This window comes from Bacillus bruguierae (assembly GCF_037104725.1).
In the GTDB taxonomy this organism is placed as follows: Bacteria; Bacillota; Bacilli; order Bacillales; family Bacillaceae_G; genus Bacillus_A; species Bacillus_A bruguierae.
Map to the genome: position 1 here is coordinate 53,566 of NZ_JBAWSX010000016.1, position 22,412 is coordinate 75,977.

Genomic DNA, 22,412 nt, shown 5'->3' on the forward strand with positions numbered 1-22,412 from the left:
ATGCCTTATACAAAGCTAAATGTATAGGGCATTCTCTTTTTTTTCGCTATTTATCGTTGCCTGTTAGGAATTATATTTTGGATTTTTATTACACAATTTCTAAAAAAACCTTGCATTTTAATAAAAGTTGTTCTTAAGCATATTTAGTGAAACAACCGAAATTTTTTAGCTTGTAATATAATCGTTTATTTTGATAAAACCTCAGAGTGAAAATGATTTCAAGTAACACTCCAACTTTTCTTTAATACATACAACTTTTGAATCATCATCAAAAGAACAGAAGAACCCTTTTTTAGTTGCAGAAAACATACCAGTAAGCAATACACAACTTAGCTGGGTACGCTAATAAAGAATGTGTGGAAGCTTTTTAGGTTGAAAAGTTATGATTCATTACATATTTCTTCTTATACTCCTCAAAATCCCATTTTTCAAGAAAACTTTTAGCAGCTTGATAACCAAATAAATAAAGTTGTTCTCTTTCTCTAGGAGTTAAATGAAAATTGGTACTTACAATTTTCCCGGTAGGAATTTTGATGGTACGCGCATTAGCTTCAGGTGTAAGATGCCGAAGATCATGAGCTTGCATCATTGTTTTAAACATAGCTTTATACAAAGAAATAGGATTGCTATCCTCAATAGGTTTTCCAATAATTTCGTCTTTTACTAGGCGAAATCCAAATGTAGGCCATTCTGGATGGTCATCAAAAATCCATATAGGAAAATTACTGAGAATTCCACCGTCAACAATATAACAAGGATATTTTGATTTAGGAATCTTTAATTTTACTGGTTGAAAGAAGAAAGGGATAGTTCCACTCATCCTTACTGCTTGAGCTATTGTGATATCTTTATGTGTTAGTCCATATTGCGGTAAATCGTCAGGTATTACTACCATTTTCCCATTACTAATGTCCGAAACAATAATCTTTAATTTCCCATCATCACCTAGATCGTTAAAATAACGAAATCCTTTTTTTAACAATAAAGATTCTATCCATTCCTCTTCATAATCATTCTTATATAAACCATTTTGAAGAAAGAGGCTTAATCCTCTTCCAATTAGAGGAATATTATATATCCATGTTTTGCTTATAAATTTTGTATAATCTAAATTACCAATGATTTCTTTTAATTCTTTTCCATTGTAACCACATGCCAGAAATGCAGCAATAATGGCACCAGCAGAGGTTCCTGCTAAACGTGTCCATTCATATCCTTCTTCTTCTAATGCACAAACAGCACCAACATGTCCAATGCCTCTGACTCCTCCACCTTCAAAGATGCCATCAAGTTTCATTTTATGTTAAACTTTCCTTTCAGGTTTAATAGTGTATTCATTTATGTAGAGTGTCGATAAAATAAATGTTTATACATATATTAGAGCATTCCTTATGTATATGCCCTTTACTTCAAGTCAGTTGTAGTAGAAGCCTGTTCTGTAATGGTGTCAAAAATACCTTTATATACTCTTGTTATAAAATTCTACTAATTCTTCTATCGTTTTAGCATAGGATTCTTATCCACTATGAAAAACTGCTAAACAAAAAATTAATTGTATTTCTTTCAAAACCCCTGGTAGAAGTACAGTACTTTACTTTTACTATACATTTCATCGACTCGCCACGAGTTATTTGTTTTCTTTAAATGATAACGAACTCACTTATCTAACGTTCTAAAAGATAGTGAGAGGTTGGAGGTCCTATCAGTAGGAACTGATAGGACCTCCTTTGTTTAATAAATCTACACTTATGTAAAAACAGAAAATAACCCTTTCTCTTTTTGCTGTTTCTTGTTAGCAATTATGTTTTTAATTTTTACTCTATAGGAAAAAGAACCTTTGTACAGTGACGAAGATTCTTTTTCCTATAATGCTAATACACATAAAGTGAAACTTTAATCAGTGTGGGTTTTCTTCATCCCCCACTGATTATTAGCCCTCCCAATCGGGCGCATGCCAGCAGTTTATCTCCCACCTAACTTCTTAAGAAAAGCGGAAGTCGCTCGTTCAGAATGTGAGGGGGATGGAGCTTCTGACGTAGAGGGTTTTTTACCTCGTAGGAAGAAACGAAGCCACCGAACATTCTAGCCACTGGAGCGGGACAAACCATACAATTATGAATTTATTATTTTTTATTTGGTGAAATGACCTCCCCTGTCGGTACATCCCTTCCATCTTCTATACGATTTCCCCCTTTTGGCATAGATGGTCCGTCTATATCACGAAAATATAACGGTAATCCTTCAGAAAGAAACATACTCGTCTTAGATGGATCTTGCCGTTGGTGATGAATGTGTAAATGCGGCTCACTAGAATTTCCAGAGTTGCCAACACGAGCAATTACTGCTCCTTCTTCTATGTGTTGTCCTACCTCCACTTTGACAGATCCCTGTTTTAGATGAGCAAGGACAAGATATGTTCCCGTCTCATCTAAGCGTATATAAATATGGTTACCTACCATAGACTTAAAATTATCATTTCCTGGTGTTAAATCAGCTTCTGAATCTTCCACAGATATAACTGTTCCTGATGCAGGCGCTATTACCTCCACTCCGTATATGCCATAATCCTCTAATTGTGAATTTGTTATTTCTTTTTGCGGAGCAATAAAATCATACGCCCAGCGTTGATTTGGTTCGATAGCATGGTAATTTGTTTGAAGTTGCTCTCCTCCCCATCCTACCCGAACAGTTTCATTAAACGGAAGTCGAATTGTTACTTTCGGTGTAGCTGAATTAACATTTACTGGATAAGCAATTTGTCCAATTCCAACAAACCAACATGCTGGCCAAGCAGCTGCTGTGGATAGAATAAACATCGTAACGGTTGTTTTATGTATTTTACTTCTAGAAAACAATTTACCTACTATTACACATAACGTAATTATTACACTAATGAAACCTACTATACTAAAAGCTTGCATTCCCCACCAAGCTAAAGCAGACACAATACCAGTAGCTAAATAAACAGAACCCCAACCTACTGCCAATATTGTAATAAACATGATCATTATCCATTTCTTCCACATTGTATTCCCTCCATTTGTAATGTCTTATATTAAGATCGTACAAAATAATAATTACGACATTTGAAAGAAATACTTACAACTTTCTTACGGTTTCGTTGAATATTGCGGCAAAATGAGTGTAAATATTGTTTCCTTGTCATCGCTGTATACTGTAATATCACCTTTATGTATATTGGCAATGCTCTTAGCAATAGCAAGTCCCATTCCTTTTCCACCAGTATGAGCACTTCGTGACTTTTCTCCCCGATAAAATTTTTCAAATATATAAGGGATATCTTCTTGTAAAATTTTCTTCCCGTAATTTTTAATGTTTATCTTAACATTTCTATTTTCCTGAAAAATTTGTATATCAATGATCTTTCCGGATTTTCCATACGAAATGCTGTTGCTAATTACATTTTGCATTAATCTTACTAATAAACTGATATCAGCTTCTATTTGTAAGTCTTGATTACACTCTATATGAAATTTCATTTGTACTGCTTCTAATTGGGGAATAAAATCAATCATAACTTGTTCCACTAATTGTTTTACTCCTACTATTTCTTTATGTAACTGAATTTCTCTATAATTAATATGACAATACTCAAGTAAATCATCTACTTGATTTTTCAATTCACGGCTTTTACGTTTTACAACTCTTACATATTGCTGACAATTCTCTTTATTTACATCAAAATTACGTTCTATTAAATCCACATAACCAATTAACGATGTTACTGGCGTCCGCAGATCATGAGAAATATTACTAATCATCTCATTTTTCATCTTTTGTGCTAACTTCTCCTTTTCAATTGACTTTTTCAAACTATTTGTCATTTTATTAATATTTGTTGCAAGTTGTCCTATTTCATCGTTTTTCATTGTTTGTATCTGTACGTCTAAATTTCCCTTGCTAATTTCTTTCACATTCTGATTAATTTGTTCTAATCTTGTTATCATATTCTTTGATAATAGAAAGAAAAAGAATGAAATGAAGATAAGAAAAATAACAAAATATAGAAAAGAATACTTCTCCTCTAATTCCGCTGTATTTCCATATACATGACTAATAGCACTTTGAAAGAATACAATACATAAGGTCGCTAATACAATACTGCATATAAAAATGAAAAAAAACCTCATTCTTATTCCTTGAAATAATTTAGCTCTCAATTTTATATCCTACTCCCCATACGTTTTGGATGAATTTTGATTCTCTTGGATTCGCTTCTATCTTCCCTCTTAGTCTTGCTAGATGGACCATCACAGTATTATTGCTTTCATAGGCTGTTTCTCGCCAAACACTTTCATAAATTTCTTCTAGCGTAAATACGCGGTTTAGATGCGTTACCATCAGATATAAAATCTCATACTCCGTCTTTGTAAGATTAATATGTTCTCCATATAACATTACCTTTCTAGAAGCCTCATCTATTTCTAATCCCCTAATTTGTATCTTCTTCTCATGCACTTGTTTTGAAGATTGATTTAAATACCTATATCTTCTTAACTGCGCTTTTACTCGTGCTATCAGTTCAATTACACTAAATGGCTTCCCGATATAATCGTCTGCCCCTGTACTTAATCCGATGACTTTATCTACATCTGTTGATTTCGCACTCAAGAACATAACAGGAATATTATCATTCTCTCGTATTCTCCTACACACTTCAATTCCATCCATAATCGGCATCATAATATCAAGGATCGCCAGTTCAATATCATGTTCCAAAAATAACTGTAATGCTTGTTTTCCGTCATAAGCTTTTACAACTTTGTAGCCTTCTTGCTGCAAATACACTTCAATCATTTGAACAATATCCTTATCATCGTCTACGACTAATATAGATTGTTGTGTCATACTCCATCCTCTTTTTATTTATATTTGAAATATTTCCCACAATTTCATAGTATCATGTTCATAACATAAAAACTTCTAAATATTCTAAACTCCAAACAATCTATATCCATTTTGATCAACATATAAGTCGCTGCTATGCAGAGCAAAACAGGACCTACACTCGCTTTCTCTCTCTGTTTTCATCCTTGCACGTGGCAGGAAATGACCCTGCCCGCTTCTATGCATGGCCAGATGCCCTCGCCCTCCTAAAAAGAAAAAGGTTTTTAGGTTATTGTTTCAATTTACATTTCTATACTTGATAAAAAAAATAGCTAAGGCTTATCTAAAGCTCTTAGCTACTTAATCATTTATCTATTTCTCTTTTTGATTTATATAAGCATGTTTATACGTATAAACACCGCCAAATTGATGTTTTTCAATACCTTTTACATATTCCTTTTGAACGTATGCTGACCCGGTATGGTAAAGCGGTGCAATAGCAGCACCTTCTAATAAGATTTTCTCTGCTTCTTGCATAGCTTTCCAGCGTTTCTGGTCCTCCAATACAAGATCATTTTTCGCATTATTTATAAGCTCATCATAATGCTGATTAGAATAACTCATTTTATTATTTGGATTATCTGTCGTAAATAATTCTAAATAACTAATAGGATCTTTGTAATCAGGTCCCCATACAACCATCGACATATCATACTGCCCTGTTTGTTCAAGTTGTAATTTTTGTTTAAATGGTTGCTGTTTTATTTTTATTGTTAATCCTTGTAAATTCTTTTCAAGTTCTTCTTTCATATATTCCGCTGTTTGCTTCGCTTGGTCCTGTTCAAACGTTAAAAATTCAAGTGTAATATGTTCTACACCAAGCTCTTTTTTCGCATCTTCCCAAAGATTCTTTGCCTTTTCAACATTATATACGGCAAGATCACCGTTTTCTTTTCTAAAATCTTTTCCATCTTTTTCATTTTTATATCCTTCCGGTACAAGTCCTTGAGCCGCTGTTGCACCGTTGTTTAGAAAATGATTTACTACTGCCTCTTTATTTAAAGCCATAGAAAGTGATTGTCGTATTTTTATATTTGCCAGTACAGAATTCTTTTGATTAAAACGCAACATAGCTATAGCAGAATCTTTCGTTGTATGAAAATCTCTTTTCCCTTTATATTTATCAACAAATGAAGAATTAATTGGAGTACGATCGATGCCATTAGTTTCATACAAATTAACGGCTGTCGCTGTATCTTTTACAATATGAAAATTAATTTCTTTTAATTTCACGTTATTTTTATCCCAATATGTATCATTTCTCTTCAACTTAAATTCTTGTTCATGTTTCCATTCCGATAATACAAATGGACCATTGTAAATCATATGTTCTGGTTCTAGTCCATACTTGCTTCCTTTTCCCTCAACAAACGATTTGTGCTGTGGTAAATAAATAGGAAGTGGCAATAAATGAATGAAGTAAGGGATTGGTTTCTCTAACTGTACCTCTAATGTAACATCATCAATAGCTTTTACACCTAGTTGATCTGCAGATAACGTTCCTTTATTTATTGTTTCTGCATTTTTTATATAAAATAACATGTATGCAGATTGTGATGCTGTTTCCGGTTTCACTGTGCGCTGCCATGAATAAACAAAGTCATGCGCTGTTACAGCATCTCCATTCGACCATTTTGCATCTTTACGCAAATGAAATATATATGTTTTTCCATCTGTACTTTTCTCAAAAGATTTTGCAACACCAGGCACTGGATTATCTTTCTCATCAAGTACATATAATCCTTCAAATATATTTTGCATGACATGCGCTGATGTACCGTTCATGGATTTTGCAGTATCTAAGGACGGAATTTCTTCTGATATCGTTACATTTAATACTTGTTCTTCACTTTCCCCCTTCGCTTTACTCGAATTATTGCTACAAGCTGAAATCAATAAAGAGGTGGCAAGTATAATTCCTATCAGTAATCGTTCATGCTGCTTCATAAATCGGCTCCTTTAATTCAAATAATTTATAAAACGTTTTATATTATAACAGAATAGTTATCTTAAAAGTGTTACATTCCACCGAATTTTTATTTTTTTCAAACATAAACAAGAACGCTACCTTTCACTTGATGAAAGTATAGCGTTCTCTTATTACTTACATATTCAATCCTTGTTTATAACGGCTCGCTTCAAAAATAATACGTTCTTCATCTAACGTTTTACACTCACCGTTCCAAACAATGTGTTTTCCATTAATAACAACATCTGAAACATCTTTCCCACTTGCTGCGTATACAAGATGTGATAATACTTCTTCTGCAGGTTGTAAATGTGGCTTTTTAGATGGATCAATTGTAATAAAGTCAGCACACTTGCCTACTTCTAATGAACCTGTTTGGTTCATCCCGATTACCTCTGCCCCTACTTTTGTTGCTAATGTGAGAAGTGTTTCAACAGGTAATGTTGTCGCGTCCTTATGAACACCTTTTTGCAATAAAGTCGCAATGCGCATTTCTTCAAACATATCTAAATTGTTATTAGAAGCAACACTATCTGTTGCAATTCCGACTTTTATGCCGCTCTCTAACATCGCGCGAACGTTTGCAATACCCGATCCTAATTTTAAATTACTAATCGGATTATGAGCAACGCGCACATCATGTTCTGCTAAGAAAATGCGCTCATTATCATTTAGCACAACACCGTGAGCAATTACTGTCGGTCTCTGGAACAATCCACAATCTGCTACATACTCTACTGGACGTTTTCCATATTGCGCTTCAATATCTTGAACTTCACGGTCTGTTTCGGAAAGATGAATATGAACCATCGTCTTATTTTCCACTGCAATTCGCGCACACTCTTCTAACATTTCCGTAGAACATGCATACGGACTATGAGGAGCAACCATCGTTGTTAACATACCATCCTTATTGGCATAACGCTTCACATACTTCTCTGCTTCCTGAATTGCCTTCTTTTCATCTTCTTTCGTTCCGAAGCTAAATAATGTTCGAGAAACAGCAGCGCGCATGCCACTTTTACGAACAGCTTCCATAATAGAATCCTGATCTACTCCAATTGGATTAAACATATCAGAAAATGTTGTTGTTCCGCTTTTCACCATTTCTAATAAACCAAGCTCTGTGCTAGCAACAGCAAGCTCTGGTGTAAATTGACTCTCAAGCGGCCAAATTCTCGTTTCAAGCCATGGCTTTAAAAGCATGTCGTCACCTATTCCACGTAAAATGCTCATCAAGACATGCGTATGCGCATTCACCAAACCTGGCAATACCCACTTTCCATGAAGATTAATAATTTGATCCACTTCTTTTCCGCTCGGTAAGTCTCCTGATTGTACTTCTATAATTTGATCATCTTCTACAATGATATATCCATTTTTCAACACTTCATTTTTTTCATTCAAAGTCACGATTGTAGCGCTTACATATGCTGTTTTCATAAATATTTCCCCTCTCGACTCTTTTAGAAATAAATATTCTTCTCAAATAAGTTACTACCGTTATAGTAACTTATTTACCGATAAGAGTCAAAAGATAAATTAATACAAGGTTTATTCCTTTATATGGATACGAACGTTTTGTTTTAAAGCATCATATTGCATCTCATTTGTATCTGCAAATGCTTCTTTTCTATTAGAAGACATGTCCATATATATAATCTCTTCTAAAAATTGTGGTGCTGTAAAATCATATCTTTTACCATTGATGAAGTTGTAAAAGTGCCAGCCTTCCGAAACCTTTGTCTTCATAATTTCGCCCTCAAATAAATCATGAACTACTAAAGCCGTTACACCACATTGCCCTTTCGCTGGATTGTCTAGTGTCCATTTTGAACTTGTCTCTTTTGACCAAGATTGAAACAAAACCTCTCTCATCTGTTCTATTTCCATATACATCATACTTAGCATCTCCTAACTGAATTCAAAATATCCGATTAAACTGGCTCAATTTACACATCATACTGCAAAAGTGGTAATAGGCGATTTTTAAAAACAGTAGAAGGTGTTTCTCCTATTAATTTCGCTCCCATTTTTATGTAATACCCTTTCGCATTTGGATCACTATCAATCGTAAAACTCTTCATATTTAATTCAACTGCTTTTTGAACAACACTTTCCCAAAGAATTCTGCCATAGCCTTTCCCTTTGTAAGTTGGATGTAGGTATAGAAAATCAAGACTGTCTACTTCTTTTCTCTGAAAGGAAAGAAAGCCAATCATTTCTTGATTTTCTTCTAAAATATAAACATAATTATTCTTAATATATTGTTCTGTAATTGTTAAGTCTTCCTTACATGCTAATATAAATTCTTCACTATAATTCCAAGTTGCTTTTGAGGATAATGCGAGGTTACTTAGCTCGTTTGCTTCTTCTAATAGCGCTTTTCTAACAATCATTGATTCATCTCCCTTTTTTCTTTTATACACACAGAGGATAAAATTCTTTTATTTCTGAATATTAATTTTAATATTATTTTCTATTCCCATTCCAAAAAAGAAACCCCACCTATATAAATAACGGGTTTACTTGTGAGGTGAAAAGCGTAAAATAACACACTATTTTCCAGTACAAAAGTCGCCATTTCTGTTAAGGCGACTTTATTTGAAATATAGGATATCTTTCATAGCAAATTGCTTAGGTAAGTTCCTCTCTTACACAACATGCTCGTCTAACCAAGAAATCACATCCTGGAACACTTCCTGTCTGTTTACCTCATGGAACATTTCATGCCGTCCGTTCTCATATAAACGGATGGTAACATCTTTAACACCACATTTTTTATACATTTCATATACTTCTTGAACCCCTTTCCCCATGTTTCCAACTGGATCACGGTCCCCCGAAAAAATATGAATAGGAAGTTCTTTTGGTGTTTTCTTATATGCTTCAAGTTTGTTCACCATCAGCACACCGTTAAATAATTCACGGTAAAAACTCGTTGTACAAATAAATCCACATAATGAGTCTTCTATATATCTATCAACTTGCTTCGTATCTGAAGACAACCAATCAAACTTCGTACGGTTTGGCTTAAAGTGTGAGTTAAAATTACCAAATGATAAGAAGTTTAGCATTGGACTTTTCATTTTTGCTCCGCGAAGCTTCATTTCAATCGTTGCCACTTTATGGCCAATGACTCCTAAAAGTCCTGGATTCCCTCCTGTTCCTGAAATAAGAAGTCCATTATATAGCTCACCGCGAAGCTGCACGGCACGTCTTGATAAGAAAGAACCCATACTATGTCCTAATAAGAAAAGCGGACAAGTATGCTTCTTACGAATAAGCTCTGAAACGAAAATCACATCAGAAACAGCTTGATCCCAACCCACATTCGGCTCAAAATGACCATAATCTTCTTCCTGCTGTACGGTTTTTCCATGTCCGCGATGATCATAAGCATATACTCCATATCCAGCTTTCAATAACGCTTCGATACATTCCGTATATGCACCAACATGTTCTGCCATACCATGTGCAATTTGAACAATTCCACGAGGTTCATTTTTTGGCAACCATTGACGTAAATAAATTTCTGATTCATCCGATGTCATTACGAATCCTTCTTGTCTATTCATTTTGACTCCCCCAAGCCTATAATCTATTTCACAACAATATGAATCTATCCCCCACAAAATGAACTATGATTCATTTTTCTTCCTATAAATTATATGTAAAAGCTTTTCTTATTACAAATCATGAGATTTTTATTTCTGCCACTTTATTCTTGACGAAACAAACATATAGTTATATAGTTACTTACATAAAGTAATTAAATTATTGGAGGTAATAATTATGATGCCATCATTATTTTTAGCACATGGTTCTCCTATGCTAGCCATTGAAGATACAGACTATACGAGTTTTTTACAAACACTTGGTGAAACATACAAACCAAAAGCAATTGTCATTTTTACAGCTCATTGGGAAAGTGAGATTTTAACTATTTCTTCTTCAGACAGTGCATATGAAACAATTTATGATTTTGGCGGTTTTCCTCCTGAACTATATGAAATAAAATATGCAGCAAAAGGTTCGTCATCTATTGCAGCAATGCTAGAAGAAAAATTTAAAAATCGCGGAATTGCGGTTCAAAAAGATACAACACGCGGATTAGATCATGGCTCTTGGACACTCCTGCACCGTATGTATCCAAAAGCTAATATACCTGTTGTTCAAATCTCAGTAAACCCTTTCCTTCCTGCAAGAGAACAATATGAAATTGGAAAAGCTCTTCAAGGACTTGGAGAAGAAAATATTTTAGTTATTGGCAGCGGTGTTACCGTGCACAATTTGCGAATGTTAAAATGGGAACAAACTACACCTGAACCATGGGCTGTTGAATTTGATGAATGGCTCATTGATCAAATTCAGAATAACAGTACAGACACCCTATTCAACTGGGAAGCTGAAGCTCCCCATGCACGTTTAGCTGTTCCAAGGGCAGAACACTTTGTACCTCTTTTCATTGCAATGGGAAGTGGTAATGCCAAGCCAAAAGTAATTCATCGAAGCTATGAATTCGGAACTTTAAGTTATCTTTGTTTACAATTCTAATTACTATTTTTAAAAGTAAAAACCGACAGACTCTCTTTCTTTTGGGAGGGCAAGAGCATCTGGCCGCGTATAGAAGCGGTCAGGTCCTTTTCCTACCACATGCCATATTTAAAACAAAAGGAGTAAGCAAGTAACGGTCAAAATGTATTCTGCATAGCAGCGACTTATGTGTTGATATAAGTTTGGAATAAAGTTTGATTAAAAACACCTCATAAACCCTTAATTTATGATAAATAAAAAGAAACCATTTTGAAAAAAGTTTGATTAAAATGGTTTCTTTGCTTATCAATTAGTATAGTACTTTATAAAAAAAGTTTGATTATTTTTACTCAACTAAAACTCCCCGATAGTTGATTTTGAATATAGTTCACTATCTAAAGTGAAAATAGGATGCTTTAAAAGCATGTATAAAGTAGCATTGGATACTTCACCTGCTTACAACAACTTTTACTATCCCATCGTTGTCAGCAGCACCATAATTCCATTAGTTAGACCATGAATGATGACTGGTGCCCAAATTGAATTGGTTCGTTCATACGCCCATGCAAAGACTATACCACTCAAGAAGTTTACAGGCATCGCGTTATAAGTTGGAATGTGGATAATTGTAAAGATTACTGAGCTTAGAAAAATAGCCACTATCATACCTAAGCGTGTACGTAGCCATCGATATAAAAAACCACGATAAAATATTTCCTCATATATTGGTGAAATGACCGCCGCAGAAGTAAAGGCAATAAGAACTGTAAAGAAATTTACATTTTGCTGCATAGCCTCAGTTTTGCTGTTCTCATAAGTATTCCCAATAAAGCTAGTAAGTGCCATCACTATTACATCACCAACCATTAATATAATAGTTAGTAAAACAATAATTTTCCAATCCTTCATAGACAATGACCTGATTCCTACTTCACTCCAAGAAAGCTTCTTTGGACGAAGAACGATAAAATATACACCTAAAACTAAAACAATCGCTATTGTTAACCCTATTAAAGTTCCTGAATATAACTCATTATCAAACCACTGAGAATAAATAGGCTTTACTAAGAATTTTATGCATCCTATAACAAATACAAATTCAAGTAGCATCATTAATAAAAATTCTTTTAATCCCCAATGGTCTTGCTCCTTCCAATCCATATCGCTTTTCTTCATTTACCATTCCTCTTTCTTTGTATTCTATATCCTAACTATAATAGATGACGTAACGTCACTTACAACCTTCATTTTTTGATATTTTACTAAAAATTCAATTTTCTTACTTTCCTTCAAATCCATTTTCATATAAAGTTATAAGTAGAATTATAGATTTATAAACATCTAGTTTATTAACCACCCTCATTGCTCTAATTAAACCTCTCGAGTTACCTTAATATTGAAATCATCAAAATTCGATATTTGAATATTTTTTAAAATTAATATCCCTACATACTACTAATTTTATATGGAAAGGACTACTTATGAAAATTCGCAAACGAACATTACTAAAACGTACTATAGTATTAGCCGTACTTTTCACCCCGATAATCTTATTAATCAACTATGCGCTAAATTCAGAAACGAAAAATGAGCAAAATACAGGAGTAAAAAATAAACAAACAGAAAAAGCAAAAGGAAAAGAACAAACAAAAAAACCGAAAGAAGATCCTGAGATTACCCTTACATTCTCGGGTGATACAATGTTTGATTGGCAATTGCGACCTGTTATTCAAAGTAAAGGTGCTGATTATCCATTTCAGCATGTAAAACCGGAAATAGAAAAAGCAGACTACTCATTTGTAAATCTAGAATCTGCGTTTACAACTCACGAGAAAAAATATCCTGGCCAACTGTTTTGGATTAAAAGCGACCCTTCTACACTAAAAGCTATTAAAAATACAGGCTATGATATTGTTAATATCGGAAATAATCATACTCTCGATTATTATCAAGAAGGCTTATTGGATACAATTTCCCATGTTGAAAAAATGGGATTTCCGTATATCGGTGCAGGAAAAAATACAAAAGATGCATATACATCGAGAGAAGTTACAATTAAAGGTAAAAAATTCAAATTTCTCTCTTTCGTTCGTTTTATGCCTGACGCTGCATGGGCAGCTACAGATAACAAACCTGGTATTGCAAATGGTTACGATTTAAACCTAGTCACAAAAACAATTAAAGAACAAAAGAAAGATGCCGATTATATGATCGTGTATATGCATTGGGGAGTCGAAAAAACAAATCGCCCTGCTGCTTATCAAAAAGAATATGTTCAAAAAATGGTAGAAGCAGGTGCAAATGCGATTGTTGGAAGTCATCCCCATTGGTTACAAGGATTTGAATATTACGATAAAGTTCCTGTTGCATACTCACTTGGAAACTTCCTCTTCCCTGATTATGTAAAAGGTCATAGTGCAGAAACTGGAGTTCTAACGATTAAATTTAAAGGAAACGACGTCCGCATGTCATTTAATCCTTATATGATTCGCAATAACCAAATTACACCGCTTCAAGGTACAGAAAAACAAAACATGCTGCAATATTTACAATCTATTTCAAACGATGTACAAATTAATCAAAATGGAGACATTATGAATAAACGAACACAATAAATTTTTATTATTCTTCCTGACTTTTCTCTTGCGATGATTCAAAACATATACGATACTGTATAAAACATATCAATTTAGGAGGATTAAATACGATGGAAGAAAAACAATATGAACTTGCAACTTTTGCTGGCGGCTGCTTTTGGTGTATGGTCAAACCATTTGATGAACTGCCTGGTATACATAAAGTCCTTTCAGGTTATGCAGGAGGACATGTTGAAAATCCAACATATGAGGAAGTAAAATCGGGAGAATCTGGACATTTAGAGGTCGTTCAAATTACATTTGATCCTACTATATTTCCTTATCAAAAGTTATTAGATTTATATTGGCCGCAAATCGATCCAACAGATGACGGCGGACAATTTTTCGACCGCGGCCCATCTTACCGTACAGCAATTTTTTATCATAATGAAGTACAAAAAGCGCTTGCTGAAAAATCAAAGTTAGCATTAGCCGAAAGCGGTATGTTTAAAGACCCAATTGTAACAGAGATTCGCCCAGCTGCTCCTTTTTACGTGGCTGAAGAATATCATCAACATTTTTATAAAAAGAATCCAGAAAAATATGCACAAGAGCGGAAAGAATCTGGTCGTGAAGACTTTATTAAAGCAAACTGGCAAAAGAAATAATACAATAAAGAAAAAAGGACACAAATAGCAGTGTCCTTTTTCTTTTCCCTATTCACAACTGTATCCATCACTTATTTTCTCAATCTCTCAATAAAATCATCTAATTTATCAAGTGAAGTCATATTCTGATTACACACTATACTATCTTTGCAAATATAGTTTCCCTTTTTAACAAAGGTACCAGGTACATCACCTTTTATTTCAACAAGAAACATTCCCACTTCTTCATGTTTATGGCACAATGAACAAATGCTTTTTTTATTTATACTTTGAAATGTACCTTGCACACCTACAAGCTTATTATCTTTACGAGCTATTATGAACTTTCTGTTTGATCCTTTATCAATCCAACTTAGATAAGATGTCTCTTTCATATTGATTTCTTCCATTTCAGGCAGTTTAAGCTTTTTAGCCTTAGGAAATAATTTTTTTAATGTTTGCTGTGACATTTCTTGAAACGGTATGACATATGGCGATAACTTGAGCAAAAATGATTCTGCATCCTCTCTATTTTGAATCGTCAAAATCATATCCATTAATTCTTTTTGTTCATCTGTCAGATCTTCAAACAGATGTAGTACTTTTTCTATCGCCAGAGATTTCAGTGCAGCAATAACTCCCCTATCATTCGCAGTTGCATGTCCATTCACTAGAATATAAGCTTGTGATTTTATAAAGTTGTATTGATCACTTCTAATAAAAGCATTCATTTCTATCACTCCATACAAAATTGTTTATCTATTTTTTATTTTATACAATGCATTTGCTTTATAAAATGCAGAAGATAATTTAGAAACAAACTTTACATACAAAAACACTGAGCATTTTATATAAAAAAACTCAGTGCTTTTATCTTTATTTGGAGTATACTATTTTTTTTATAGTTTCAATGGAGAGAAAATATTCTTCAGCTAATTGACAAATTGATGTTCCGTTTTTAAAAGCATCTTTAATTGCTTTATTTCGATCATCAAGTTGCTTTCTCCCTCCAGAGCGCGTGCCCCACTTATGATAAGCATTTTCTTGTTTTGGAATATAAATCGTTTCGCCTTGCACATACTTTTGAATTTCTATAATCAACTTTTCAGGTAAAACAGTCGCTGCTTTTACATATTTCATTTCCGCTCGCCCCTTATTTTTTATGTTTCATCTAAATAAGGTGCAAAGCCAAATATAAGAGAAATGATACAAGTCCATTTAGGCGATTGTATGTTAGATTATTTGTCTACCTCATGCAAAGTATCGCCGTTTCCATACTTGGCTTTGCATGAGACGCTGCAGTATCTAGCAATTTCATTGTAATCGCCATATCAACACCTCCCAATATCTCTTTTGAATCAATCTTATTATATGATAAATTTTTCCTAATTGCATCTTCATGTCTTTTTAATAATTGTGTCATCAAGAATAATCTAAATTATCACACTTCCCTCAAAATTACAATTCCCTACTAAAATTTCGCAAAAAAAACACGCTTTGTAAAAATTATTTAATACTAAATTTAGTATTTTACTTTATAAAATACCAAGACAAGTTTATAGTAGAAAAAGATGATTCTTAAGCAACCAGAGTAGGAGGAAGTATTTTGTCTACTTCAAAAGTATTAAAAGGCACTGCCCTGCTAAGCGGTGCGACAATGATTTCACGTATTTTAGGTTTTATTTATTTCTTCCCATTTCAAGCTTTAGTTGGAAGTGAAGGAGTTGCTTTATATTCTTATGCGTACTCCTGGTATGGAATTTTACTAAGCTTTTCAACGGCAGGTATTCCTATCGCCGTTTCCAAATTTGTTGCCAAATATAACGCTTTAGGAGATTACAGTACAAGTAAAAAATTATACAATTCCAGCTTAAAAGTAATGATGTTTATGGGATTCCTTGGTTTCTTAATTTTATTTTTCGGTGCACCATACGTATCGGAATTAATTATCCGATCTAAAACACCTGAACCTGGATTTGTCGAAAATGTAACATTAACAATGCGTGCGCTAAGTTTTGCACTTATTATTGTGCCAGCAATGAGTGTTACCCGCGGTTATTTCCAAGGTTTTCAATATATGAAACCAAGTGCTGTTTCACAAGTTGTGGAACAAATTGCTCGTGTTATTTTTATTTTAGTTGGAAGCTTTATCGTTTCTAAACTATTAGGCGGATCAGTAGCATCTTCTGTAGCAGTTGCAACATTTGGCGCTGTTATTGGAGCAATTGCTAGTGTTTCCATGCTCATTATGTACTGGAGAAAATACAATGGGCTTCGTCCGCCAGAAGGAGAACTAAAAACCCGCTCTTCTTCATTCTCCTTAACAAAGATTTATATGGAACTGCTTCGGTATGCGATTCCAATTGTCTTTGTAGGTATTGCCATTCCACTTTATACATTAGTGGATCAATATACAGTTGCCGATGCACTGCGGGCAATCGGTACACCGCTTGATAAAGCAAACGCTGTGTTCGCTTACATTACGAACTATGCTCAAAAATTAATTATGATACCAGCATCACTAGCAACAGGCTTTTCACTTACAATCATCCCGGCAATTACACAGTCATTTACGGGTGGTAAATTAGAAGAGTTGCAAAACCAAATTGAAAAGATTTTCACAGTCTTATTATTTTTCACAATTCCAGCATCATTTGGACTTGCGAGCATCGCATACGATGCATTTCGCATGGTATATTTTGATCACAATACAGCATTAGATGGTTCACAATATTTAATCTCATATGCACCATCCGCTGTAATGAGTGCAATCTTCACCGTATCAGCTGCTATTTTACAAGGTATTGATTATCAGCGTAAAACAATGATTGCTTTTACTGTTGGTATTATTGTAAAAGTTATTGTCAACACGCCGCTTCTATACCTACTCGGTGGACACGGCGCTGTATTAGGAACTATACTTGGTTACCTCGTTTCTGATGTAATCATGTTATACTGCATTGTGAAATATACAAAGTTTAACATCGTAAAAACTGGTAAAACAATATTACTTATTACCATTTACTCGGCTGCGATGTCTGCTATAGTAGTTGGCGTAAAAACGTTATTAAAATGGTTAATTCCTGGCCAGTCATATATGGAGTCATTATTAATTGTGGTCGTATGCGGTGCCCTTGGCGGACTTGTTTACTTCGCTTTTGTATTTACAAGCGGCCTTGCTTCTGACATTCTTGGCGATCGTATCAATCGACTACCATTATTGAAAAAATTAAAACTATAGATATTAAAAAGGTGTAACTTATATGTCAAGTTACACCTTTTTATACGCTGACTACAGTCTTTTCATCGTTTTACGGTCATTTGGCAATAACCATGATGATAAGCCAATTAACGGCAGAGTGCTGCATAATATCATAATAAAGTTAAGGCTATATATATCTGCCAATTTTCCAAGTACAACTGCTCCTAGCGCCCCAAGTCCAAATGCAAGTCCGACAATTAATCCAGATACCATACCAACTTTTCCTGGAACAAGCTCCTGTGCATACACAACAATCACACTGAAGCTACTAGAACTAATAAATCCAATACAAAGAAACAATGGAACAACCCAGACGAGCGAAACGTGTGGCAATAATAGCGCTAGAGGTGCTGAACCGAGCATGGAAAAAACAATAATATTTCGCTTTCCAAACCGATCTGCTAATGGCCCGCCAAAAAACGTTCCAAGTACGCCAGCAATCATGAAAGCAAATACGTAAAACTGTGCATTCTTAATAGATAATCCATAATGCTCAATTAAATAAAACTGATAAAAGTTTCCAATCCCTGCTCCGTACCACGAGCGAACAAATGTTAAAAATACAAGTAAAACAATGACAAACTTAATTCGGCTGCTTATTACTAAACTTTCAGCTTCTAGTGCAGCACGTTTCTTACTTCTTACAGCCCCGCTTGCTAACTCGCCTTTATACCATGTAGAAACAAAGTATAATAAGATAATTCCAACCATCGCAAAGCCTGTAAACCATACTGTTCCAATTTGACCAAGCGGAACAAATACAAGTGCCGTAAAAATGGGGGCAAGCGAATTCCCTGTATTTCCTCCTACTTGATAAATGGATTGTGCTAAACCACGTTTTGCTCCCGCTGCCATATAAGCAACACGTGCGCCTTCTGGATGAAAGACAGCAGATCCGAGTCCAATAAATAAAACTGATAAAATGATAATAAAAAAGTTCGGTGCAAACGCAAGTCCAATCATCCCAAGCATGCTTGAAAACATTCCTAGTGGCAGCAAATACGGGGAAGGTTTCTTATCTGAATACATCCCAAACACCGGCTGCATAATGGATGATGTCATATTGAGAGCAAAGGCAATCCATCCCACCTGCATATAGGATAAATTCATCGACTTTTCTAAAATGGGAAACAGTGCCGGTACAACTGCCTGCATCGAATCATTCAGAAAATGCCCTAAACTAATCGCAAATAAAATACGGTAAATCGTTGGTGCATTCATCGCATTCGGCTTTGCTATTGTCTGCATGCTACACGCTCCTCTCCTTTTGTGTTCAAAACAACCTCTGCATATGTTTCACACACATTTACTTTTCTGACTTTTTAAACAAAATATATTCTATACCTCTTTTTCATCTTTTTCCACTTCTTTGCTTACTACCATGCAAAATGAATATACCCCCAAAACCTAATAAAACTTCATTTTTATTAAAATTCAGAAAAAACATTTACCATATACATCCATTCATGTATCATAATATAAAATAACAAGTAAGGAGCGTTTCTCATGAATCCACTACTATTAAATTTCCCTTCGGAGTTCTATACGGAAAGACTTCTCATAAGGATGCCAAGACCTGGAGATGGAAAAGAAGTATATAACGCTATCAATGAATCTATTGAAGAATTAAAACCTTGGATGCCTTTTGCACAAAAAGAACAAACGGAACAAGAAGTAGAAGCAAATATTAGAGATTCTCACGTAAAATTTTTAGCGCGTGAAGATTTACGATTACTCATTTTCCTTAAAGACACAGGTGAATTTGTTGCCTCTTCAGGGTTACACCGCATTAACTGGGATATTCCGAAATTTGAAATTGGGTATTGGATTGACTCCCGTTTTAGCGGAAAAGGATACATGACAGAAGCTGTTACAGGAATTGTAAATTTCGCTTTTCATGAATTACAAGCAAATCGAGTAGAAATTCGCTGTGACTCAAAAAATGTAAAAAGTCGTGCCATACCTGAAAGATTAGGTTTTAAATTAGAAGGTATTTTAGAGAATAACAGCGTTTCAGTAGATGGGACGGAATTAAGAGATACATGTATATATGCAACGAAAAGATAAGGAAAAGAAGAGCTACTATCCAGCAGCTCTTCTTTTCTTCTTTCAAGTGAACTCTTTAACTTATTACATACCTTTTATACTTTTCCAAATCACTCATTTTACATTCCACGGTAATCTTCGTACCTTCATTTTCATAGTCTGTCGATAAAACATGAGCATGCTCGTTAAAATACGAAATTAACTGTCCTTGATCATAAGGAATTAACATTTCACACTTTGTATAATCCTTATAAATTTGCGTGCGAATCATTTGCACAAGTTCATCGATACCTACTTTTTGTTTCGCAGATAAGTACACGCGATTATCTTGTACTTTTGGAATTTCAATATCAATAACATCTGCTTTATTATAGGCATAAATAGTTGCAATATTTTCTACACCGATTTGTTTTAACGTTTGATTTGTAATCTCAATTAGATGCTCATAGTTCGGATTTGCATAATCCACAACATGAATCAATAGATCCGCCTCCGCTACTTCTTCTAACGTCGAACGGAACGCTTTCACAAGATGATGCGGCAATTTACTAACAAATCCAACGGTATCTGTTAATAAAAACGATTTGTTATCTGGCAATTGAATGTTTCGCACAGCTGTTTCAAGCGTCGCAAACAACATATCTTTTTCAAATACTTGTTTCTCTGCAGATCCGTTAAACATTTCAAGCATCGCATTCATCGTTGTTGATTTCCCTGCATTTGTATACCCTACTAACGCAACAACAGGTACCTCATTTTTCTTGCGCTGTTTACGCTGTGTTTGACGCTGTGCAACGAGCGCTTCTAACTCTTTATTTAACACAGCAATTTGCTCTTCAATCTTACGGCGATCAAGCTCTAATTTCTTCTCCCCTACCCCTTTGTTTTTCGTACCAACACCACCGCTTTGTCTTCCTAACGATTCACGAAGGCCAATTAAACGAGGCATCATATATTGCAAATGTGCTACTTCAACCTGTAGTTGCGCCTCTTTCGTCTTAGCACGCTGCGCAAAAATATCTAAAATTAAGATCGTACGATCAATCACTTTACAATCTAAATCTGCTTCTAAATTTCGAATTTGTGAAGGCGATAACTCATCATTGAAAATGACTAAATTCGCATCTGCTTCTTTTACGAACGCTGACACTTCTTCAATCTTACCCGTTCCAATATAATGAGATGGATTTACACGATGTAAATTTTGTGTTACTTTCCCTATCACTTCAACATCGCACGCTTCTGTTAAATTCGCTAACTCCTCCATTGAATATTCGAAATCACTTTCACTATTTAAATTCACTCCAACTAATATTGCTCTTTGTACTAGCTGTTCCATATATTTATTCCTCCATTTCGATTACGCGCAAACTAAAAAAACACAAGCTGCTGCCTGTGTTTTTCATAAACGGATGAAAGCATAACAAATAAACATAAAAAAGCATCGCTTCTTGCGTGTTCAATGGTCGTCAAATCCAGCATCATACAACATAAAAAATGTTTGTATACATGCATTGCATCATTCTGTTTTAAAGGTAAAACAAAAAGAAGGCGTATTCGTCCTTCCCTCTTTTCACATATAAGTTCAATAGGGTTCCTTTAAAAAGACAGACCAATCCCGTTTACTCTGTACACAGACAGAGCCTTTGAGCGCTATTCAATTATTGGCACAAAGTATTGAGACGTAATCTGATTAAGATCAAAGGAGACCCCTCCGTTCATTAAAAGTTACATAAATTTTAGCATAATTATGTAGCTGATACAAGAATAAACTCCATTTATTAACATAAAGAAAATCGCCATTTTTCTATTTTATTCATCATTTTTTGCGTTTATTTCTTATTATCAATACACCTATACCCATTACAAAGAAAGCTAAACCCAACATGATGATACTTCTTGTTCTATGATTATTCGGCATAGCATGTTCAACATTCACTTGTTTCGTTGGAACTTGTCCCTTCGCAATATGATTTAAAACAGATACATCATTCTCTGCTCTTTGCAGCTGTTTCGTACCGCTACATTCAGACGTATACAACTGACCGTTCGTACCCCTCTTTGAGGAAAATACAAGATAACTTTCTCCTTTTGTAAAAGGAACCATACACGAGCCTAGATTGGTATAGATAATTATTTGAGATGTATCTGCACCTTTCCAATTTGCCTTCACCTCAAATAATATAGCTTGTCCCTTTTCACTATCCTCTTGAATTTCCATTACTTTCCCTTCAAATACTGCATCATGTTTTCCGAATGATCCCTCCACTGTTGAACCTTTACAGTCACAAGCATAAATATGAGGTGCCAAAGAATTAAAAATACTGCCAAAAGATATGACAAATACAAAAATATATATGATTCTATTCAAATCCATCTACCCCTTCGCAATTCTCTTATCACCAAAAATATAAGATGCAGTCATAATAATTTTTCAAAATGCATTTAATTGCTCTTTTCGGAAGAAT

20 protein-coding genes are annotated in these 22,412 nt (G+C 34.5%); 5 read left to right on the forward strand and 15 right to left on the reverse strand.

Going from position 1 to position 22,412, the window contains the following annotated elements; translation table 11 throughout:
* Positions 1–367: 367 nt before the first annotated feature.
* From WAZ07_RS20925 to WAZ07_RS20970, 9 genes are all read right to left on the reverse strand, one after another.
* Positions 368–1,297, reverse strand: coding sequence for a patatin-like phospholipase family protein (locus tag WAZ07_RS20925; RefSeq protein WP_090912066.1), 930 nt, complete (start codon positions 1,295–1,297; stop codon positions 368–370).
* A gap of 826 nt (positions 1,298–2,123) precedes the next feature.
* The gene (locus WAZ07_RS20935) at positions 2,124–3,026 is read right to left on the reverse strand and encodes a M23 family metallopeptidase (RefSeq protein ID WP_336473974.1); all 903 of its coding nucleotides are present in this window, start codon (positions 3,024–3,026) and stop codon (positions 2,124–2,126) included.
* Positions 3,027–3,110: 84 nt separating this feature from the next.
* Positions 3,111–4,181 (reverse strand): sensor histidine kinase, encoded by a 1,071-nt coding sequence (locus tag WAZ07_RS20940; protein ID WP_461781911.1) that lies wholly within the window; start codon positions 4,179–4,181, stop codon positions 3,111–3,113.
* Positions 4,171–4,869: a response regulator transcription factor gene (locus tag WAZ07_RS20945; protein WP_336473975.1), complete on the reverse strand. Its 699-nt coding sequence runs from the start codon at positions 4,867–4,869 to the stop codon at positions 4,171–4,173. The genes WAZ07_RS20940 and WAZ07_RS20945 overlap by 11 nt, the downstream gene beginning before the upstream one ends.
* A gap of 351 nt (positions 4,870–5,220) precedes the next feature.
* Positions 5,221–6,855: a peptide ABC transporter substrate-binding protein gene (locus tag WAZ07_RS20950; RefSeq protein ID WP_336473976.1), complete on the reverse strand. Its 1,635-nt coding sequence runs from the start codon at positions 6,853–6,855 to the stop codon at positions 5,221–5,223.
* Between the two features lie 157 nt (positions 6,856–7,012).
* Positions 7,013–8,320, reverse strand: coding sequence for a bifunctional S-methyl-5'-thioadenosine deaminase/S-adenosylhomocysteine deaminase (locus WAZ07_RS20955; RefSeq protein ID WP_336473977.1), 1,308 nt, complete (start codon positions 8,318–8,320; stop codon positions 7,013–7,015).
* A 111-nt stretch (positions 8,321–8,431) separates the two neighbouring features.
* Complete coding sequence (locus WAZ07_RS20960; RefSeq protein ID WP_336473978.1) at positions 8,432–8,779, reverse strand: YunG family protein; 348 nt, start codon at positions 8,777–8,779, stop codon at positions 8,432–8,434.
* 50 nt (positions 8,780–8,829) lie between these two features.
* Entirely contained in the window at positions 8,830–9,276 is a 447-nt protein-coding gene (locus WAZ07_RS20965; RefSeq protein WP_336473979.1) for a GNAT family N-acetyltransferase, read from the reverse strand.
* Positions 9,277–9,531: 255 nt separating this feature from the next.
* Positions 9,532–10,455: an alpha/beta hydrolase gene (locus WAZ07_RS20970; protein WP_336473980.1), complete on the reverse strand. Its 924-nt coding sequence runs from the start codon at positions 10,453–10,455 to the stop codon at positions 9,532–9,534.
* Between the two features lie 217 nt (positions 10,456–10,672).
* On the opposite strand from WAZ07_RS20970, the gene WAZ07_RS20975 reads away from it, so the two are divergent.
* The gene (locus WAZ07_RS20975) at positions 10,673–11,434 is read left to right on the forward strand and encodes a DODA-type extradiol aromatic ring-opening family dioxygenase (protein ID WP_336473981.1); all 762 of its coding nucleotides are present in this window, start codon (positions 10,673–10,675) and stop codon (positions 11,432–11,434) included.
* A 450-nt stretch (positions 11,435–11,884) separates the two neighbouring features.
* On the opposite strand, the gene WAZ07_RS20980 is transcribed toward WAZ07_RS20975, so the two are convergent.
* A complete protein-coding gene (locus WAZ07_RS20980; protein WP_336473982.1) occupies positions 11,885–12,589 on the reverse strand; it encodes a CPBP family intramembrane glutamic endopeptidase in 705 nt (234 codons plus the stop codon).
* Between the two features lie 305 nt (positions 12,590–12,894).
* On the opposite strand from WAZ07_RS20980, the gene WAZ07_RS20985 reads away from it, so the two are divergent.
* Together WAZ07_RS20985 and msrA are read left to right on the forward strand one after the other, a co-directional pair.
* Positions 12,895–14,028, forward strand: coding sequence for a CapA family protein (locus WAZ07_RS20985; protein WP_336473983.1), 1,134 nt, complete (start codon positions 12,895–12,897; stop codon positions 14,026–14,028).
* Positions 14,029–14,120: 92 nt separating this feature from the next.
* Positions 14,121–14,657, forward strand: coding sequence for a peptide-methionine (S)-S-oxide reductase MsrA (gene msrA / locus WAZ07_RS20990; RefSeq protein WP_336473984.1), 537 nt, complete (start codon positions 14,121–14,123; stop codon positions 14,655–14,657).
* A 71-nt stretch (positions 14,658–14,728) separates the two neighbouring features.
* Here the strand turns inward: msrA and WAZ07_RS20995 are convergent, their stop codons facing one another.
* Positions 14,729–15,367 carry a FusB/FusC family EF-G-binding protein gene (locus WAZ07_RS20995; protein WP_336473985.1) on the reverse strand — a complete coding sequence of 213 codons (639 nt, stop codon included), beginning with the start codon at positions 15,365–15,367 and terminating at the stop codon, positions 14,729–14,731.
* 145 nt (positions 15,368–15,512) lie between these two features.
* On the reverse strand, positions 15,513–15,776 hold the full coding sequence (locus WAZ07_RS21000; RefSeq protein ID WP_090912094.1) for a CD3324 family protein: 264 nt from the start codon (positions 15,774–15,776) through the stop codon (positions 15,513–15,515).
* Positions 15,777–16,242: 466 nt separating this feature from the next.
* Between WAZ07_RS21000 and WAZ07_RS21005 the strand changes: the two genes are divergently transcribed.
* Positions 16,243–17,877 (forward strand): putative polysaccharide biosynthesis protein, encoded by a 1,635-nt coding sequence (locus tag WAZ07_RS21005; RefSeq protein WP_090912096.1) that lies wholly within the window; start codon positions 16,243–16,245, stop codon positions 17,875–17,877.
* A 51-nt stretch (positions 17,878–17,928) separates the two neighbouring features.
* Here the strand turns inward: WAZ07_RS21005 and WAZ07_RS21010 are convergent, their stop codons facing one another.
* A complete protein-coding gene (locus WAZ07_RS21010) occupies positions 17,929–19,146 on the reverse strand; it encodes an MFS transporter (RefSeq protein WP_336473986.1) in 1,218 nt (405 codons plus the stop codon).
* 258 nt (positions 19,147–19,404) lie between these two features.
* Between WAZ07_RS21010 and WAZ07_RS21015 the strand changes: the two genes are divergently transcribed.
* Entirely contained in the window at positions 19,405–19,965 is a 561-nt protein-coding gene (locus tag WAZ07_RS21015; RefSeq protein WP_336473987.1) for a GNAT family N-acetyltransferase, read from the forward strand.
* A 55-nt stretch (positions 19,966–20,020) separates the two neighbouring features.
* Here the strand turns inward: WAZ07_RS21015 and hflX are convergent, their stop codons facing one another.
* Together hflX and WAZ07_RS21025 are read right to left on the reverse strand one after the other, a co-directional pair.
* Positions 20,021–21,283, reverse strand: a complete 1,263-nt coding sequence (gene hflX / locus WAZ07_RS21020; RefSeq protein WP_336473988.1) for a GTPase HflX — start codon at positions 21,281–21,283, stop codon at positions 20,021–20,023.
* A 480-nt stretch (positions 21,284–21,763) separates the two neighbouring features.
* A complete protein-coding gene (locus WAZ07_RS21025; RefSeq protein WP_336473989.1) occupies positions 21,764–22,315 on the reverse strand; it encodes a cobalamin biosynthesis protein CbiN in 552 nt (183 codons plus the stop codon).
* Positions 22,316–22,412: the final 97 nt, after the last annotated feature.